The 17,674-nt window shown below is 54.0% G+C and carries 16 protein-coding genes; 10 read left to right on the plus strand and 6 right to left on the minus strand.

The genetic code is table 11. The annotated features are described in order from the left end of the window. Nucleotides 1-37 precede the first annotated feature (37 nt). From uvrD to corA, 3 genes are all read left to right on the plus strand, one after another. Nucleotides 38-2,200 (plus strand): DNA helicase II, encoded by a 2,163-nt coding sequence (uvrD, locus tag C2U41_RS22775; protein WP_003017922.1) that lies wholly within the window; start codon nucleotides 38-40, stop codon nucleotides 2,198-2,200. A gap of 148 nt (nucleotides 2,201-2,348) precedes the next feature. Then, complete coding sequence (gene ysgD, locus C2U41_RS29805; protein WP_212723238.1) at nucleotides 2,349-2,405, plus strand: YsgD/CorL family protein; 57 nt, start codon at nucleotides 2,349-2,351, stop codon at nucleotides 2,403-2,405. A 153-nt stretch (nucleotides 2,406-2,558) separates the two neighbouring features. Beyond that, on the plus strand, nucleotides 2,559-3,509 hold the full coding sequence (gene corA, locus C2U41_RS22780; RefSeq protein WP_003017920.1) for a magnesium/cobalt transporter CorA: 951 nt from the start codon (nucleotides 2,559-2,561) through the stop codon (nucleotides 3,507-3,509). Nucleotides 3,510-3,582: 73 nt separating this feature from the next. Here corA and rarD read toward each other — a convergent pair whose 3' ends face one another. Then, the gene (gene rarD / locus C2U41_RS22785; protein WP_048217004.1) at nucleotides 3,583-4,476 is read right to left on the minus strand and encodes an EamA family transporter RarD; all 894 of its coding nucleotides are present in this window, start codon (nucleotides 4,474-4,476) and stop codon (nucleotides 3,583-3,585) included. 51 nt (nucleotides 4,477-4,527) lie between these two features. After that, a complete protein-coding gene (yigI, locus tag C2U41_RS22790) occupies nucleotides 4,528-4,995 on the minus strand; it encodes an acyl-CoA thioesterase YigI (protein ID WP_103848949.1) in 468 nt (155 codons plus the stop codon). Nucleotides 4,996-5,160: 165 nt separating this feature from the next. Between yigI and pldA the strand changes: the two genes are divergently transcribed. From pldA to rhtC, 3 genes are all read left to right on the plus strand, one after another. Further along, nucleotides 5,161-6,030 (plus strand): phospholipase A, encoded by an 870-nt coding sequence (gene pldA, locus C2U41_RS22795; protein ID WP_003017916.1) that lies wholly within the window; start codon nucleotides 5,161-5,163, stop codon nucleotides 6,028-6,030. 88 nt (nucleotides 6,031-6,118) lie between these two features. Next, nucleotides 6,119-7,948, plus strand: a complete 1,830-nt coding sequence (gene recQ, locus C2U41_RS22800; protein WP_003841217.1) for an ATP-dependent DNA helicase RecQ — start codon at nucleotides 6,119-6,121, stop codon at nucleotides 7,946-7,948. 63 nt (nucleotides 7,949-8,011) lie between these two features. After that, a complete protein-coding gene (gene rhtC / locus C2U41_RS22805; protein WP_003828942.1) occupies nucleotides 8,012-8,632 on the plus strand; it encodes a threonine export protein RhtC in 621 nt (206 codons plus the stop codon). A 38-nt stretch (nucleotides 8,633-8,670) separates the two neighbouring features. Here the strand turns inward: rhtC and C2U41_RS22810 are convergent, their stop codons facing one another. Next, on the minus strand, nucleotides 8,671-9,555 hold the full coding sequence (locus C2U41_RS22810; protein WP_032938478.1) for an Rpn family recombination-promoting nuclease/putative transposase: 885 nt from the start codon (nucleotides 9,553-9,555) through the stop codon (nucleotides 8,671-8,673). A 162-nt stretch (nucleotides 9,556-9,717) separates the two neighbouring features. Continuing rightward, complete coding sequence (rhtB, locus tag C2U41_RS22815) at nucleotides 9,718-10,338, minus strand: homoserine/homoserine lactone efflux protein (RefSeq protein ID WP_003828938.1); 621 nt, start codon at nucleotides 10,336-10,338, stop codon at nucleotides 9,718-9,720. A gap of 110 nt (nucleotides 10,339-10,448) precedes the next feature. On the opposite strand from rhtB, the gene pldB reads away from it, so the two are divergent. From pldB to C2U41_RS22830, 3 genes are all read left to right on the plus strand, one after another. Beyond that, nucleotides 10,449-11,465: a lysophospholipase L2 gene (gene pldB / locus C2U41_RS22820; RefSeq protein ID WP_003017911.1), complete on the plus strand. Its 1,017-nt coding sequence runs from the start codon at nucleotides 10,449-10,451 to the stop codon at nucleotides 11,463-11,465. Between the two features lie 15 nt (nucleotides 11,466-11,480). Next, nucleotides 11,481-12,281, plus strand: a complete 801-nt coding sequence (yigL, locus tag C2U41_RS22825) for a sugar/pyridoxal phosphate phosphatase YigL (protein WP_003017910.1) — start codon at nucleotides 11,481-11,483, stop codon at nucleotides 12,279-12,281. Between the two features lie 75 nt (nucleotides 12,282-12,356). Beyond that, on the plus strand, nucleotides 12,357-13,256 hold the full coding sequence (locus tag C2U41_RS22830; protein ID WP_049002227.1) for a carboxylate/amino acid/amine transporter: 900 nt from the start codon (nucleotides 12,357-12,359) through the stop codon (nucleotides 13,254-13,256). Here the strand turns inward: C2U41_RS22830 and metR are convergent. Then, on the minus strand, nucleotides 13,144-14,097 hold the full coding sequence (gene metR / locus C2U41_RS22835; RefSeq protein ID WP_048217002.1) for an HTH-type transcriptional regulator MetR: 954 nt from the start codon (nucleotides 14,095-14,097) through the stop codon (nucleotides 13,144-13,146). The two genes, C2U41_RS22830 and metR, sit on opposite strands and share 113 nt — an antisense overlap. A 235-nt stretch (nucleotides 14,098-14,332) precedes the next feature. On the opposite strand from metR, the gene metE reads away from it, so the two are divergent. Then, the gene (metE, locus tag C2U41_RS22840; RefSeq protein WP_103848948.1) at nucleotides 14,333-16,594 is read left to right on the plus strand and encodes a 5-methyltetrahydropteroyltriglutamate--homocysteine S-methyltransferase; all 2,262 of its coding nucleotides are present in this window, start codon (nucleotides 14,333-14,335) and stop codon (nucleotides 16,592-16,594) included. Between the two features lie 54 nt (nucleotides 16,595-16,648). Here metE and C2U41_RS22845 read toward each other — a convergent pair whose 3' ends face one another. Further along, entirely contained in the window at nucleotides 16,649-17,455 is an 807-nt protein-coding gene (locus tag C2U41_RS22845; RefSeq protein ID WP_016151242.1) for a dienelactone hydrolase family protein, read from the minus strand. Between the last annotated feature and the right edge of the window lie 219 nt (nucleotides 17,456-17,674).

Raw genomic sequence — 17,674 nt, forward strand, 5'->3', positions numbered from 1 at the left:
GGGGTCCGGCTGGGCCCTGTTGATTCCGGCGGTGCCAATGGACGTTTCTTACCTGCTCGATAGCCTCAATGACGAACAGCGCCAGGCTGTGGCCGCGCCACGCAGCAACATGTTGGTTCTGGCAGGTGCGGGGAGTGGTAAAACGCGCGTGCTGGTGCACCGTATCGCCTGGTTACTGACGGTAGAGAACAACTCGCCGTATTCGATTATGGCGGTAACCTTTACCAACAAAGCGGCAGCGGAAATGCGCCACCGTATTGGTCAGATCATGGGAACCAGCCAGGGCGGTATGTGGGTGGGGACGTTCCACGGTCTGGCGCACCGTCTGCTGCGCGCGCACCATATGGATGCCAACCTGCCGCAGGATTTCCAGATCCTCGACAGCGAAGACCAACTGCGTCTGCTCAAGCGCCTGATCAAGGCGATGAACCTGGATGAGAAGCAGTGGCCGCCGCGTCAGGCGATGTGGTTTATCAATAGTCAGAAAGACGAAGGGCTGCGCCCGCACCATCTGCAGAGCTATGGCAACCCGGTTGAGCAAACCTGGCAGAAAGTGTATCAGGCTTACCAGGAAGCGTGTGATCGCGCCGGGCTGGTGGATTTCGCCGAGCTGCTACTGCGCGCCCATGAACTGTGGCTCAACAAGCCGCATATCCTGCAGCACTATCGCGAACGCTTTACCAATATCCTGGTGGACGAATTTCAGGATACCAACAACATTCAATACGCCTGGATCCGCCTGCTGGCGGGCGATACCGGTAAAGTGATGATCGTGGGTGATGACGACCAGTCGATCTACGGCTGGCGCGGGGCGCAGGTGGAAAACATCCAGCGCTTCCTAACCGATTTCCCGGGCGCAGAAACCATTCGTCTGGAGCAGAATTACCGCTCGACCAACAATATCCTCAGCGCAGCTAACGCCCTGATTGAGAACAACAACGGGCGTCTGGGTAAAAAGCTGTGGACCGACGGTGTCGACGGTGAACCGATCTCGCTTTACTGCGCGTTCAACGAACTTGATGAAGCGCGTTTTGTGGTTAACCGCATCAAGACCTGGCAGGACAACGGTGGCGCGCTTGAACAATGCGCTATTCTGTACCGCAGCAACGCCCAGTCGCGCGTACTGGAAGAGGCGTTGTTACAGGCCAGCATGCCGTATCGGATTTATGGCGGGATGCGCTTCTTCGAACGCCAGGAAATCAAAGATGCGCTCTCTTACCTGCGCCTGATCGCTAATCGCAATGACGACGCCGCATTTGAGCGCGTGGTGAATACACCGACCCGCGGGATTGGCGATCGTACTTTAGATGTGGTGCGTCAGACCTCCCGTGACCGCCAGCTAACGTTGTGGCAGGCTTGTCGTGAGCTGTTGCAGGAAAAAGCCCTCGCGGGGCGCGCTGCCAGCGCCTTACAGCGTTTTATGGAGCTGATTGACGCACTGGCCCAGGAGACCGCCGATATGCCGCTGCACGTGCAAACTGACCGGGTGATTAAAGACTCCGGCCTGCGCATGATGTACGAGCAGGAAAAAGGCGAGAAGGGCCAGACGCGTATCGAAAACTTAGACGAACTGGTGACGGCAACGCGCCAGTTTAGCTACAACGAGGAAGATGAAGACTTAATGCCGTTGCAGGCGTTCCTGTCTCACGCCGCGCTGGAGGCGGGCGAAGGGCAGGCGGATACCTGGCAGGATGCGGTTCAGCTGATGACCCTGCACTCGGCGAAAGGTCTGGAGTTCCCGCAGGTGTTTATCGTCGGCATGGAAGAAGGCATGTTCCCCAGCCAGATGTCGCTGGACGAAGGCGGACGTCTCGAAGAGGAACGCCGCCTGGCCTACGTCGGCGTGACCCGCGCGATGCAAAAGCTGACGCTGACCTACGCCGAAACGCGTCGTCTGTACGGTAAAGAGGTTTACCATCGCCCGTCGCGCTTTATTGGTGAACTGCCGGAAGCGTGTGTTGAAGAGGTACGTCTGCGCGCCACGGTCAGCCGCCCGGTAAGCCATCAGCGAATGGGCACGCCAATGGCGGAAAACGATACCGGCTATAAGCTTGGCCAGCGCGTACGCCATGCCAAGTTTGGCGAGGGCACCATTGTCAATCTGGAAGGCAGCGGCGAGCACAGTCGTTTGCAGGTCGCGTTCCAGGGGCAGGGGATCAAATGGCTGGTGGCGGCCTATGCCCGACTGGAAACGGTATAACTTTCAGAAAAATATCATTATTTTGTAACGATCTGCTAGCCTTACTGATGAGCAGGTAATTTATCCAGGCTAGCGTTTCGTTGCGTGTTGACGTCAAAATTTTGCTGGCGTAACATGCGCGCACGATTACGCTAAGAGGACATTCGCCTTGGACACACCCAGTAGATACTGGCTCATTATCCTGTCATCCAGGATCAACTCCTAAGGCTATCCCTTTTTGCTGATAGCCTTCGCGGTTGTCAGCGACCTTCTATTTTTCCCGTCGCGCTGAGTCAGGCTGTTTAATGGTCTGAAACCCAATTTGTTTCTGTGTGCCCTCCGAACTGTCCGATAATTTTTTGCATTGGGAGTCCCGGTCATGCTGAGCGCATTTCAACTGGAAAACAATCGTTTAACTCGCCTTGAGGCAGACGAGATCGAGCACCTGGCCAGTTCGGTTTGGGTCGATTTAGTCGAGCCGGATGACGAAGAACGAAACCGTGTGCAAAAGGACTTGGGCCAGAATCTGGCTACGCGCCCTGAACTGGAAGACATCGAAGCATCCGCGCGTTTTTTTGAAGACGAAGACGGTCTGCACATTCACTCTTTCTTCTTTTATGAAGATGCCGACGATCACGCGGGTAACTCAACCGTCGCATTTACTATTCGCGAAGGCCGTCTGTTTACCCTGCGTGAGCGCGAATTGCCGGCCTTTCGCCTGTACCGCATGCGTGCGCGTAACCAGGCTATGGTGGATGGCAATGCCTACGAGCTGTTGCTCGACCTGTTCGAAACCAAAATTGAACAGCTGGCGGATGAGATCGAAAACATCTACAGCGACCTGGAAAAACTCAGCCGTGTGATCATGGAAGGGCGTCAGGGCGATGAATATGACGAAGCGCTGTCGACGCTGGCGGAACTGGAAGATATCGGCTGGAAGGTACGCTTGTGTCTGATGGATACCCAACGTGCACTGAACTTCCTGGTGCGTAAAGCGCGGTTGCCGGGCAGTCAGCTGGAGCAGGCGCGTGAGATCCTGCGCGATATCGAATCTCTGCTGCCGCACAATGAATCGCTGTTCCAGAAGGTTAACTTCCTGATGCAGGCGGCGATGGGTTTTATCAACATCGAGCAGAACCGCATCATCAAGATCTTCTCGGTGGTTTCTGTGGTGTTCCTGCCGCCGACGCTGGTGGCGTCCAGCTATGGGATGAACTTTGAGTTCATGCCGGAACTGCACTGGAGCTTTGGTTATCCTGGGGCGATTGTCTTTATGATGCTCGCCGGTCTGGCGCCGTATCTGTACTTTAAGCGCAAGAACTGGCTGTAATGGCGGTGACTTATCCGGCCTACGGTGATGTGCTTTTGTAGGCCGGATAAGCGAAGCGCCATCCGGCAATCCCCTAGCTCCGACGAATCCGTCGTTGCGTATAAATCGCATCCATCACGAAAATCGCCAGCGCGACCCAGATAAACGCGAAAGTGACCATCTTGTCCGCACCCGGTACTTCACCGTAGAACGTTACCGCCAGCAGGAACATCAGCGTAGGGCCAATGTACTGGAAAAAACCCAGCGTCGACAGACGCAGGCGGGTTGCCGCGCCGGTAAAGCACAGCAGCGGAATGGTGGTCACGACACCCGCAGCAATCAGCAGCAAATTGAGCGACATCGGGTTTTGCCCCATATGGCTGGTTGGGCTGTCGGCAATGCCAAACAGATAGATGGCTGCAACGGGTAAAAGCCACAGGGTTTCGATCAGCATGCCGGTTTGTGCTTCGACCGCAATCTTCTTGCGCACCAGGCCATAGAACGCAAAGCTGAACGCCAGTCCCAGCGCGATGATTGGCAGCGATCCGAAGGTCCACAGCTGTACCAGCACGCCGCATGCGGCTAACAGTACCGCCAGCCACTGCATGCGACGAAAGCGTTCGCCGAGGAAAAGCATTCCCAGCACAATATTCACCAGCGGGTTAATAAAATAGCCGAGGCTGGCTTCCAGCATATGGTGATTATTGACCGCCCAAATGAACAGCAGCCAGTTTCCGCCGATGAGCACCGCCGAGAGCGCCAGCAGGAAGATCTTCTTTGGCGTTTGGAGCAGCGTTTTGACACCCGACCATTGGCGGCTGATGCTCATCAGCACCACCATGAAGAAAAATGACCAGATGACACGGTGCGTCAGGATCTCATCCGCCGGGACATAGTAAATCAGCTTGAAGTAGGCAGGTGCGATACCCCAAATAAAATAAGCAGCAAGAGCGAGTAACACGCCCTGCCGCGTTTGTTTAGCATCCATCGGGAAAACTCATTGCAGAAATGTAACAGCAGTTTACCTTTTTTTGGCTGCTTACCCCACCATATAAGTGGCGGTTGCGCTGGCAATATAAAGCTGTTCTTCGTTATGCAGTTCCACGCGTGCCACGGCGACTTTATTACCCGCCCGCAGCAGGCTGCTGGTGGCGGTAAAGCGATTCCCTTTCCCTGGGCGCAGGTAATCAACGCGCAAATCGATGGTTCCCATGCGTGACATCCGCTGACGCAGTTCGTCCTCACTGATCGTCTCATGGCGGGTTAGCGTACTGCCAACGCACACCAGTCCGGCGGCGACGTCCAGCGCCGAGGCGATCACGCCGCCATGCAAAATGCTTTGCGCCCAGTTGCCGACCATCATCGGTTGATTATTAAAGGCTAATTGAGCAAATTCTTTCTCATAGCGTTCAAGCTCAAGTCCCAGCGCCCGGTTAAACGGCATATGATAGACAAACATTTCACCCACTAACTTCAGCGCTTCCTCAGCAGTAAGTACAGCAGACATATGATCCCTACATCTTAATGGTTAATTAAATGTTGATATTATGCTTATTATTTGTTGTTTTCTACTTTAGGACGGGATAACTAACGAGGAACTCGCTAAGTATGTAGAATACTTGCCAGATAATTATACAATTCATCAATATTTTGGTTCAGGAGAACAGTACCGATGCGGGCGATTTTGGGATGGTTACTACCAGCAGTCATGCTGCCGTTGACCGCGTATGCGCAGGAAGCGACAGTGAAAGAGATTCATGATGCACCGGCGGTTCGTGGCAGTATTATCGCCAACATGCTGCAGGAACATGACAACCCTTTCACGCTTTATCCTTATGACACTAACTATCTTATCTACACCAATACCAGCGACATGAACAAAGAGGCGATCAGCAGCTATAGCTGGTCCGAAAATGCGCGCAAAGATGAGGTTAAGTTTCAGCTAAGCCTGGCGTTTCCGCTGTGGCGCGGGATATTAGGCCCAAATTCGGTACTCGGCGGCTCCTATACCCAGAAATCCTGGTGGCAGCTTTCTAACAGTGAAGAGTCTTCACCGTTTCGCGAAACCAACTACGAACCGCAATTGTTCCTCGGTTTCGCCACCGACTACCGCTTTGCCGGTTGGACGCTTCGTGATGTCGAAATGGGTTATAACCATGACTCTAACGGCCGCTCCGATCCCACTTCACGTAGCTGGAACCGTCTTTATACTCGCCTGATGGCTGAAAACGGTAACTGGCTGGTGGAAGTTAAGCCGTGGTACGTCATCGGCAGCACTGATGATAACCCGGATATCACAAAATATATGGGCTACTATCAGCTCAAACTGGGTTATCACCTCGGTGACGCCGTCTTAAGTGCGAAAGGTCAGTACAACTGGAATACCGGTTACGGTGGCGCTGAGTTGGGTGTCAGTTACCCCATTACGAAGCATGTTCGTCTTTACACCCAGGTTTACAGCGGTTACGGCGAATCGCTGATTGACTATAACTTCAATCAGACCCGTGTTGGTGTGGGCGTGATGCTCAACGATATCTTCTGATAAGTATTGAGAGTATTTTAATCGTTGCAGTTTCTCTCTCAGGCGCTGAAAATAGCGCCTGTTTTTATTTCAGGCTAATGGGGTTAATGTGGCGCAGGCGGAAGTGTTGAATCTGGAAATGGGCGCTAAACAGGTTTTGCAAGAAACCTTTGGCTACCAACAGTTTCGCCCTGGTCAGGAAGAAATCATTGATACCGTGCTCTCTGGTCGCGACTGCCTGGTCGTTATGCCGACCGGCGGCGGTAAATCCCTGTGCTATCAAATTCCCGCATTATTGCTAAACGGACTCACCGTTGTTGTTTCTCCGCTGATTTCCTTGATGAAGGATCAGGTCGATCAACTGCTGGCCAACGGCGTGGCGGCGGCGTGCCTTAACTCTACTCAAAGTCGTGAGCAGCAGCTTGAGGTGATGGCAGGCTGTCGTACAGGACAGATTCGCTTACTGTACATTGCGCCCGAACGTCTGATGCTGGATAACTTCCTTGAGCATCTGGCGCACTGGAATCCGATGCTGCTGGCGGTTGATGAAGCGCACTGTATTTCGCAGTGGGGGCATGATTTCCGCCCCGAATATGCGGCGCTGGGACAGTTGCGCCAACGTTTCCCAACCCTGCCGTTTGTGGCGCTGACCGCGACCGCGGATGAGACAACCCGGCTGGATATTGTGCGTCTGCTGGGACTCAACGACCCGTTAATTCAGATCAGCAGCTTTGACCGCCCGAACATTCGCTACATGTTGATGGAGAAGTTTAAGCCGCTCGATCAGCTGATGCGCTACGTGCAAGAGCAGCGCGGTAAGTCTGGCATTATCTACTGTAACAGTCGCGCTAAAGTCGAGGACACCGCCGCGCGTCTGCAAAGCCGTGGCATCAGCGCCGGGGCTTATCATGCCGGGCTGGAAAATGCCGTACGCGCCGAGGTGCAGGAGAAATTCCAGCGCGACGACCTGCAAATCGTGGTGGCGACCGTGGCGTTCGGTATGGGGATCAACAAACCTAACGTACGCTTCGTGGTGCATTTCGACATTCCGCGCAATATCGAATCCTATTACCAGGAAACCGGCCGCGCCGGGCGTGATGGTCTACCGGCGGAAGCGATGCTGTTTTACGATCCAGCTGATATGGCATGGCTACGCCGTTGCCTCGAAGAGAAACCCGCTGGGCAACTGCTGGATATCGAACGGCATAAGCTCAATGCGATGGGGGCGTTTGCCGAGGCACAAACCTGTCGTCGCCTGGTGCTGCTGAATTATTTTGGCGAAGGGCGTCAGGAGCCGTGTGGTAACTGCGACATCTGCCTCGATCCGCCAAAGCAGTACGACGGACTCATGGATGCGCGTAAAGCGCTGTCGACGATTTACCGTGTTAACCAACGCTTCGGCATGGGGTACGTCGTGGAAGTGCTGCGCGGAGCGAATAACCAGCGTATTCGCGAACTGGCTCATGACAAACTGCCGGTCTATGGCATTGGTCGCGAGCAAAGCCACGAACACTGGGTGAGCGTTATTCGCCAGCTTATTCACCTGGGCCTGGTGACGCAGAATATTGCTCATCACTCCGCGTTACAGTTAACCGAAGCCGCGCGTCCGGTGCTGCGCGGTGAAGTTCCACTACAGCTTGCCGTGCCGCGTATTGTGGCGCTGAAACCGCGCGCGATGCAGAAATCCTTCGGCGGCAACTATGACCGCAAACTATTCGCCAAATTGCGTAAGCTGCGTAAAGCCATTGCTGATGAAGAGAACATCCCGCCGTACGTGGTGTTCAACGACGCTACGTTGATTGAAATGGCCGAACAAATGCCGGTTTCACCGAGTGAAATGCTGAGCGTCAACGGCGTGGGAATGCGTAAACTTGAACGTTTTGGCAAAGAGTTTATGGCGCTTATCCGCGCACACGTTGATGGTGACGACGAAGAGTAGTCAGCCGGGCAAAAAAGTGCCAGGATGGTGACTCACTGAACTATTCCCCCGCGAGTCATTTTTATGTTAACGCTATTTTTCACCGTTGCGTTGGTGCATATCGTTGCGCTGATGAGCCCCGGTCCCGATTTCTTTTTTGTTTCTCAAACTGCGGTTAGCCGTTCGCGCAAAGAAGCGATGATGGGCGTGCTGGGTATTACCTGCGGCGTCATGGTCTGGGCTGGCGTGGCGCTGCTCGGCCTGCATCTGATTATCGAAAAAATGGCCTGGCTGCACACCATTATTATGGTAGGTGGGGGGCTGTATCTGTGCTGGATGGGTTACCAGATGCTGCGCGGCGCATTTAAAAAACAGGATGTTGCAGCTCCCACTCCGCAGGTTGAGCTGGCGCAGAGCGGACGCAGCTTCTTGAAAGGCCTGCTGACCAATCTGGCGAACCCTAAAGCCATTATCTATTTTGGCTCCGTCTTCTCGTTATTTGTTGGCGACAACGTCGGAACGGGAGCGCGTTGGGGGATTTTTGCCCTGATTATTGTGGAAACGCTGGCGTGGTTTACCGTGGTTGCCAGCCTGTTTGCGCTGCCGAAGATGCGTCGTGGCTATCAGCGCCTGGCGAAGTGGATTGACGGTTTTGCCGGGGCGCTGTTCGCGGGTTTCGGCATCCACCTGATTATTTCGCGCTAAGTTTGTTACCCGCCTGGGAGTCCCAGGCGGAGTACGGTTTATTGCGCAAGCTTCTGTAATTCATCCTTCGAAAGGCCGGTCATTTCCATAATCGCATCGGTATCAAGACCTCGCTTGAGCATTGCTTTTGCTACATCAGTGAGGGCAATGCGTTTGCCCTCTTCACGGCCTATCTGCTTTAGTTGATCCGCCATTGTCATCAGTTTGTCTCCATGCTGCGGCACACGCTGTGCCAGCTTATACAGTAATGTCTGAACATCTTGTGTATTCCCTGCTTGCACCATGTAGTTTACCAGCACGGTTATTTGTTGTCCGCTCATCTTCTCCAGCATAAACAGGCGGGTAAGTTTATCCAGCAGCTGTGCCATGTCGCGCTGGCGAATATGCTTTTGCACTAATGTCAGCGCCGCCATACTGCGATGCTGCATGATTTCATCATCTGGAATAACCGTCACATCCACCAACGGAAACGGTGTGCTGTAAAGTTGAAGGGCGGTTCCCGAATCCTCAAAGTGATCCAGCCAGTTCATTGAGCCTTGCCATGGGCTTTGCTTGCCATGGTAAAAGAGCACTGGAATCACCAGCGGTAGAGTGTCGTTTCCAGCCTCAAGATGACGTTGCATCGCGGCGATAGCGTAGCGCATCAGGCGAAATGACATATGCTTGTCAGGTGAGCTTTGATGCTCAATAAGCACATGTACATAGCCTTGTCCGCTGGTGGTTTCCAGTGAGTAGAGAATATCGCTGAAATAGGGGCGCAGATCGTCCTCCACAAAACTGCCTGATTCCAGACGGAGCGTTTCCAGTTTGCAGATTTTGATTAACGAGGGAGGAAGATGAAGTTCGATAAAGTCCCGCGCGGTTTCCACGCGGGAGAGGAAGGTCTTAAATACTGCGTCATGGGGTGTCGTTGCTTCCGCCATCGTCCATCATCCGTGAGAAGTGAGAGTGGCGGCATTCTTACACTGGTATTCAACACCTAACAGCGCAGAATAAAAGACTTTTCCTCCTTTGCGGCTAAGTGCGGAAAGTCATATTCAGACGTTCATACTGTTAGCATTTCTTTGCGAGTGCCGTTCCATTGGCTAGGCATGCCTTGCCGATGCCAGCAGAGCGCCTATCAGCATAAATAGCGAGCCAAACACTTTGTTGAGCGCCTTCATTTGCTTTGGTCCTTTAATCCAGCCTGCAATGCGCGTGGCCAGCGTCGCGTAACCGATCATCACAATGATATCGACCACGATGGTCGTAACGCCAAGCACCACGTACTGCATCAGTTGCGGTTCCTGCGGCAGGATAAACTGCGGGAACAGGGCGGCAAGAAAAACAATGCTTTTGGGGTTGGTCAGATTCACAAAGACCGCGCGTTTGAACAGGCGGCTGCGTGATTGTGTATTCGCCATGGTGTTCAGATCGATAGCGCCCGCAGCCCGCCATTGTTGAATACCCAGCCAAATCAGATAGGCCGCTCCCGCCCACTTCAGCACCTCAAATGCGATCACCGAACGTGAAAATAGCGTTCCCAGCCCCACGCCTACCAAAACGATATGAATGCCCAGCCCGGTCTGTAAACCCGCAATCGACGCGCTGGCACCGCGATAACCATGGCTGATGGCAGTGGTCATAGTGTTGATTGCGCCAGAGCCTGGAGACAAGCTCAAAATAATAGAGGTCAGCAGGTAGGCGAACCACCATTCAAAGGTCATGAGAAACTCCCGGATTGTCTATTTTTATGCCACAATACGCTACTGCCGTTAGGTTGTATCAACGACGGCGAAAAAAACGATTTTACTTGGTCAACGAGGCTGGATACCCGATGTTTCAGCAGCAAAAAGACTGGGAAACAAGAGAAAACGCGTTTGCTGCTTTTTCCATGGGGCCACTGACAGATTTCTGGCGTCAGCGGGAAGAAGCGGAATTTACGGGTGTGGATGATATCCCCGTACATTTTGTGCGTTTTCATGCAGAAAAAAACGATCGCGTCATCGTCGTCTGTCCTGGACGCATTGAAAGCTATGTGAAATACGCTGAACTGGCGTATGACCTGTTTCATTCTGGTTTTGACGTGCTCATTATCGATCACCGTGGTCAGGGGCGTTCCGGGCGAATGCTTTCGGATCCGCATCGCGGTCATGTCGATAACTTTAATGACTATGTCGACGATCTAACCGCCTTCTGGCAGCAGGAGGTGCTACCCGGCCCGTGGAGAAAACGCTATATCCTGGCGCATTCAATGGGCGGGGCGATTGCCACGTTATTCCTGCAGCGCCACCCGAATCAGTGTGATGCCATCGCGCTTTGTGCACCGATGTTTGGTATTGTGATGCGCTTTCCCGACTGGATGGTGCGCCACATTCTGGACTGGGCTGAAGGGCATCCGCGGATCCGCGAAGGCTATGCGATGGGAACCGGGCGCTGGCGGGCGCTGCCGTTCGGTATGAATGCGTTAACCCATAGTCGACAGCGCTATCGGCGCAATCTACGCTTCTATGCTGATGAGCCGCGGTTGCGCGTTGGTGGTCCCACCTATCACTGGGTACGCGAAGGGATTCTGGCTGGTGAACAGGTTTTGGCTGGCGCTGGGGATGATGCGACGCCGACGCTGCTGATTCAGGCTGAAGAAGAACGTGTAGTGGATAACCGCATGCACGATCGTTTTTGTGAACTCCGCGCCGCAGCGGGCCATCCTGTAGAAGGAGGTCAGCCGCTTGTCATAAAAGGCGCGTACCATGAGATCCTTTTTGAAAAGGACGCCATGCGCTCAGTCGCGCTTAACGCTATTGTCGAATTTTTCGACAAACATAACTCATCCAGCGGAACCCGCTTTGCCTAGAGGTTTAATTTTCTTATGTATCAGGTTGTTGCGTCTGATTTAGACGGTACGCTGCTTTCCCCCGACCATACTCTGTCCCCCTATGCCAAAGAGACGCTGAAGTTATTGACCGCTCGCGGCGTTAACTTCGTGTTTGCGACTGGCCGTCATCATGTTGATGTGGGGCAAATTCGCGATAACCTCGGCATTAAAACCTATATGATCACGTCCAACGGCGCGCGGGTGCATGATTCTGACGGGAATCTGGTTTTTTCCCATAACCTGGATCGCGACATTGCCAGCGACCTGTTTGGCGTAGTGAATGCAAATCCGGATATCGTGACCAACGTTTATCGCGATGATGAATGGTTTATGAATCGCCATCGTCCGGACGAAATGCGATTCTTCAAAGAAGCAGTGTTTAACTATTCCCTGTTTGAACCTGCATTACTGGAGCCTGAAGGCGTCAGCAAAGTGTTCTTCACCACCGACTCTCACGAAAGACTGCTACCGCTGGAGCAGGCGATTAACGCCCGCTGGGGCGATCGCGTCAACGTCAGCTTCTCTACGCTTACCTGTCTGGAAGTCATGGCGGGCGGCGTGTCGAAAGGTCATGCGCTGGAAGCGGTAGCGAAAGCGATGGGCTACAGCCTGAAAGACTGCATCGCTTTTGGCGATGGGATGAACGATGCGGAAATGCTCTCCATGGCGGGCAAAGGCTGCATCATGGGCAATGCCCACCAGCGCCTGAAGGATCTGCATCCGGAGCTGGAAGTCATCGGACTCAACGCCGACGATGCCGTGCCGCACTACCTGCGCGATCTCTTTTTAAAGTAATTGTTCTTTAGTTGACCAGTTGTCAACTAAACTCTCCGCTACAATGGATGTTCCCTGTTCTAAGAGACATCCATTGTGGCGCTACTCATCATTACCACTATTTTGTGGGCCTTTTCCTTCAGCCTGTTTGGCGAGTACCTTGCTGGTCATGTCGATAGCTATTTTGCGGTGCTGGTGCGCGTTGGACTCGCGGCGCTGGTGTTCCTGCCGTTTTTACGAACCCGTGGGCACAGCGTAAAAACGATCGCGCTATATATGCTGGTGGGGGCCATGCAGCTTGGCATTATGTATATGCTGAGTTTTCACGCCTACCTGTATCTGACGGTTTCAGAGCTGTTGCTTTTCACCGTGCTGACGCCGCTCTACATCACGCTGATTTATGACCTGATGAGCGGGCGCCGTTTGCGTTGGAGCTACGCTTTCAGTGCGTTACTGGCGGTGATTGGCGCGGGGATTATTCGTTACGATCAGGTAACCAGCCACTTCTGGACTGGCCTGCTGCTGGTGCAGCTTTCCAACATTAGTTTTGCCATCGGTATGGTGGGCTACAAGCGTCTGATGGAAACCCGCCCAATGCCACAGCATAATGCTTTTGCCTGGTTTTACATGGGTGCCTTTATGGTGGCTGTCGTGGCCTGGTTCATGCTGGGCAATGCGCAAAAAATGCCTGCAACCACGCTACAGTGGGGAATTCTGGTCTTTCTTGGCGTGGCAGCGTCCGGCGTTGGTTACTTTATGTGGAACTACGGTGCGACCCAAGTGGATGCGGGCACACTGGGTATCATGAACAATATGCATGTCCCGGCCGGGCTGTTGGTCAACCTGGCTATCTGGCATCAACAGCCTCACTGGCCAAGCTTCATCATTGGCGCGGCTGTGATAGTGGCCTCACTGTGGGTACATCGAAAGTGGGTCGTTCCGCACTCCGCACAAACGGCAGGTGATCGCAGGCGTGATTCCGCGCTGAGCGAATAAACGCTTCTGTGACCGGCTGTCGCTGCTCGCCATCACGCACGGCGGCGTACAGTCGGCTCCACAATCCATCACCCAGGGTTTTAGTCACTACTAAACCCTGGCGTTCAAAACTCTCCACCACCCAGTGCGGTAACGCCGCGATACCCATTCTGGCTGCAACCATCTGAATCAGCAGCAGGGTGTTATCCACGCTCTTCAGCGACGGGCTCACGCCCGCAGGCTGCAGGAAATGCCGCCATACATCCAGTCGACTCCGTTGCACTGGGTAAATGAGCAGCGTCTCGCTGGCCAAATCTTCCGGCGTGATTTGCGTTTTGCTGGCCAACGGATGGTCAGGCGCCAGTACCAGGCGGACTTCAAAATCAAACATCGGTGAGTAGTGCAATCCGCTGCGCGGCAGAATGTCGGAGGTTAACACCAGATCCAGCTCATCCTGCTGTAGCGCTGGTTGTGGATCGAACGTCACGCCGGATTTAAAGTCCATCTCCACCTGTGGCCAGTTGGCACGAAAATTCTCCAGCGCGGGCGCCAGCCATTGAATACAACTGTGACATTCAATTGCGATTCGCAGCCGGGTTTGCTGCGGTTCGTTGCAAGCCTGCAGCGCACGACCAATTTGCGGCAACACCTGATTAGCTAACTGCAGCAGGATTTCTCCCTGCGGCGTAAAGCGCAGAGGCTGGCTTTTACGGATAAAAAGTCGAAAGCCAAGGCGCTGCTCCAGATCGCTGAACTGGTGAGAAAGAGCGGATTGGGTCTGATGCAACGTCGCCGCGGCGGCTGCCAGCGAACCGCTATTCCGCAACGCCTGGAGCGTTTTCAGGTGTTTAATCTCGATCATGAAAGTCCTTCACTTCGGCATGAACAAATTGCGCTTGAGGAATATACAGTAACCGCCAATTATGGATGTGTAAACATCTGGACGGCTAAAATCCTTCGTCTTTTAAATTTATGGTGCGTTGGCTTCGTTTCCCCACCCCAGTCACTTACTTCAGTAAGCTCCTGGGGATGAGTAAACTTGCCGCCTTCCCTAAATTCAAAATCCATAGGATTTACATATAATTAGAGGAAGAAAAATGACAATATTGAATCACACCCTCGGTTTCCCTCGCGTTGGCCTGCGTCGCGAGTTGAAGAAAGCGCAAGAAAGCTACTGGGCGGGAAATTCCTCCCGTGAAGAATTGCTGGCCGTTGGCCGCGAGCTGCGTGCCCGCCATTGGGAGCAGCAGAAGCAGGCGGGTGTTGACCTGCTGCCGGTAGGTGATTTTGCCTGGTACGATCACGTGCTGACTACCAGCCTGCTGCTCGGCAACGTTCCGGCTCGTCATCAGAATAAAGACGGCTCGGTCGATATCGATACCTTATTCCGTATTGGCCGTGGCCGCGCACCGACCGGTGAGCCAGCGGCGGCGGCAGAAATGACCAAATGGTTTAATACCAACTATCACTACATGGTGCCAGAGTTCACCAAAGGTCAGCAGTTCAAACTGACCTGGACGCAACTGCTGGATGAAGTAGACGAAGCGCTGGCGCTCGGGCACAAGGTGAAACCTGTGCTGCTGGGGCCGGTAACTTACCTGTGGCTGGGGAAAGTGAAGGGCGAACAGTTTGACCGCCTGAGTCTGTTGAACGACATTCTGCCGGTTTACCAGCAGGTGCTGGCGGAGCTGGCAAAACGCGGTGTTGAGTGGGTACAGATTGACGAACCTGCTCTGGTGCTGGAATTGCCGCAAGCGTGGCTGGACGCCTTCAAACCAGCTTATGATGCATTGCGGGGCCAGGTGAAGCTGTTACTGACCACCTACTTCGAAGGCGTAACGCCAAACCTGGATACCATTACCGCGCTGCCGGTGCAGGGACTGCACGTCGACTTCGTGCACGGTAAAGATGATGTCGCCGAGCTGCACAAACGTCTGCCTGCCGACTGGCTGCTGTCAGCGGGCCTGGTGAACGGGCGCAACGTCTGGCGCGCCGATCTCAGCGAAAAATATGCGCAAATTAAAGATATCGTCGGGAAACGTGACCTGTGGGTGGCTTCTTCCTGCTCCCTGCTGCACAGCCCCATTGATCTCAGCGTGGAAACCCGCCTTGATGCAGAGGTGAAGAGCTGGTTTGCCTTCGCCCTGCAAAAATGCGGCGAGCTGGCGCTGCTGCGTGATGCGTTGAACAGCGGTGATACGGCGGCAATTATCGAATGGAGCGCACCGATTCAGGCTCGTCGTCACTCTACTCGTGTCCACAATGCCGCAGTGGAAAAACGTCTGGCGGCGATCACTGCCCAGGACAGCCAGCGCGCCAACGCTTATCCGGTTCGTGCTGAGGCGCAACGTGCCCGCTTTAATCTGCCGGCATGGCCGACCACGACTATCGGCTCATTCCCACAAACCACCGAAATTCGCGGTCTGCGTCTGGACTTCAAAAAGGGCAATCTGGATGCCGGTAACTACCGCACCGGTATCGCGGAACATATCAAACAGGCGATCGCCGAACAGGAGCGTCTGGGGCTCGACGTGCTGGTACACGGTGAAGCCGAGCGTAACGACATGGTGGAATACTTTGGTGAGCATCTGGACGGGTTCGTCTTTACCCAGAACGGTTGGGTGCAGAGCTATGGCTCCCGTTGCGTGAAGCCACCGGTAGTCATTGGCGACGTCAGCCGCCCGGAAGCGATCACCGTGGAGTGGGCGAAGTATGCCCAGTCACTGACCGACAAACCGGTAAAAGGTATGCTGACCGGTCCGGTGACCATTCTTTGCTGGTCATTCCCGCGTGAAGACGTGACGCGTGAAACCATCGCGAAGCAGATTGCGCTGGCGTTGCGTGATGAAGTGGCGGATCTGGAAGCAGCGGGGATCGGCATTATCCAGATTGATGAGCCGGCACTGCGTGAAGGTTTACCGCTGCGTCGCAGCGACTGGGCGGCGTATCTGGAGTGGGGCGTGGAAGCCTTTCGCATTAACGCGGCAGTGGCGAAGGATGAAACCCAGATCCACACCCACATGTGTTACTGCGAGTTCAACGACATCATGGACTCCATTGCGGCGCTGGACGCGGACGTGATCACTATTGAGACTTCACGTTCTGATATGGAGCTGCTGGAGTCGTTCGAAGAGTTCGACTATCCGAACGAAATCGGGCCGGGCGTCTACGACATTCACTCGCCGAACGTCCCGAGCGTGGAGTGGATTGAAGCTTTGCTGAAGAAAGCCGAGCAGCGTATTCCGGCTGAGCGTCTGTGGGTGAACCCGGACTGCGGCCTGAAAACGCGCGGCTGGCCGGAAACCCGTGCTGCGCTGGCAAACATGGTTAAAGCGGCGCAGAATCTGCGTCAGGCGTAAAAACAAAACGGAGGCTGATGCCTCCGTTTTGTTTATTGGTTTGCCTGGCGGGAATTATTTCTTCCCACCGTATTGCGCGAACCACTCCAGCATTCTCTGCCAGCCGTCTTTCGCGGACTCTTCGTGATAGCTCGGGCGATAATCGGCGTTAAACGCATGTCCGGCATCGGGATAGACCACGATTTCCGCTTTCGCATTGGCGGCGCGCAGCGCCTGACGCATTGTTTCAACGGTATCTTGCGGAATGCTGGTATCCTGGCCGCCATAAAGTCCCAAAACGGGGGCGTTAAGATCGGTTGCGATATCAACGGGATGTTTCGGCGAGTTGAGGGTTTTATCACCCACCAGTTTGCCATACCACGCCACGGCCGCTTTTAACTGCGGATTATGTGCGGCATACAACCAGGTAATGCGTCCACCCCAGCAGAATCCAGTGATCATCAGTTGGTGCGCATCTCCTCCGTTGCGGGAGGCCCAGCTGGCGACGTGGTCCAGATCGGCCAGTACCTGAGAGTCAGGCACTTTGGCGACAAGGCCGCTGAGCAGCGTGGGGATGTCGGCAAAGTCATTGGGATCGCCTTCGCGAAAATAGAGTTCTGGTGCGATAGCCAGATACCCTTCCAGAGCCAGACGGCGGCAAACGTCACGAATGTGCTCATGAATACCAAAAATCTCCTGCACGACAATGACCACGGGAAGCAAGCCATCGGTTTGTTTTGGTCGTGCGTGATACGCTGGCATATCATCGCCTTGTGAAGGTATGGACGTTACACCGGCGATAATTTCGTTATCCGGAGTGTGAACCGTGGTAGACGTCGGTGGAGATACAGCAGGTGCAAAGCCAGATTGTCGTGTTGTCATGGTATTCTCCGTACCCTTAAATATTCAGCCAAAAAGCGCATTGTTAACTATAGACACATGCAACGAACCACATTGCCTTAAACGGGCTATCTTTTGTGCAGGGCTTCCTTACATCGCATCATTTATGTGATACGCATCACTTTTTGATGGTAATTGAATGCAATTGATTTACATCATAGTGATGACTGTCACGAAAATATGTTCATGCCTTCGGTAAAG

It is taken from the genome of Citrobacter freundii complex sp. CFNIH4 (genome assembly GCF_002934505.1).
Classification (GTDB): domain Bacteria; phylum Pseudomonadota; class Gammaproteobacteria; order Enterobacterales; family Enterobacteriaceae; genus Citrobacter; species Citrobacter freundii.

Excerpts from the sequence above, each read along its gene's own strand:
- uvrD (WP_003017922.1), top strand. The coding sequence starts at position 38 with ATGGACGTTTCTTACCTGCTCGATAGCCTCAATGACGAACAGCGCCAG.
- corA (WP_003017920.1), top strand. The coding sequence starts at position 2,559 with ATGCTGAGCGCATTTCAACTGGAAAACAATCGTTTAACTCGCCTTGAG.
- rarD (WP_048217004.1), bottom strand. The coding sequence starts at position 4,476 with ATGGATGCTAAACAAACGCGGCAGGGCGTGTTACTCGCTCTTGCTGCT.
- yigI (WP_103848949.1), bottom strand. The coding sequence starts at position 4,995 with ATGTCTGCTGTACTTACTGCTGAGGAAGCGCTGAAGTTAGTGGGTGAA.
- pldA (WP_003017916.1), top strand. The coding sequence starts at position 5,161 with ATGCGGGCGATTTTGGGATGGTTACTACCAGCAGTCATGCTGCCGTTG.
- rhtC (WP_003828942.1), top strand. The coding sequence starts at position 8,012 with ATGTTAACGCTATTTTTCACCGTTGCGTTGGTGCATATCGTTGCGCTG.
- C2U41_RS22810 (WP_032938478.1), bottom strand. The coding sequence starts at position 9,555 with ATGGCGGAAGCAACGACACCCCATGACGCAGTATTTAAGACCTTCCTC.
- rhtB (WP_003828938.1), bottom strand. The coding sequence starts at position 10,338 with ATGACCTTTGAATGGTGGTTCGCCTACCTGCTGACCTCTATTATTTTG.
- pldB (WP_003017911.1), top strand. The coding sequence starts at position 10,449 with ATGTTTCAGCAGCAAAAAGACTGGGAAACAAGAGAAAACGCGTTTGCT.
- yigL (WP_003017910.1), top strand. The coding sequence starts at position 11,481 with ATGTATCAGGTTGTTGCGTCTGATTTAGACGGTACGCTGCTTTCCCCC.
- metR (WP_048217002.1), bottom strand. The coding sequence starts at position 14,097 with ATGATCGAGATTAAACACCTGAAAACGCTCCAGGCGTTGCGGAATAGC.
- metE (WP_103848948.1), top strand. The coding sequence starts at position 14,333 with ATGACAATATTGAATCACACCCTCGGTTTCCCTCGCGTTGGCCTGCGT.
- C2U41_RS22845 (WP_016151242.1), bottom strand. The coding sequence starts at position 17,455 with ATGACAACACGACAATCTGGCTTTGCACCTGCTGTATCTCCACCGACG.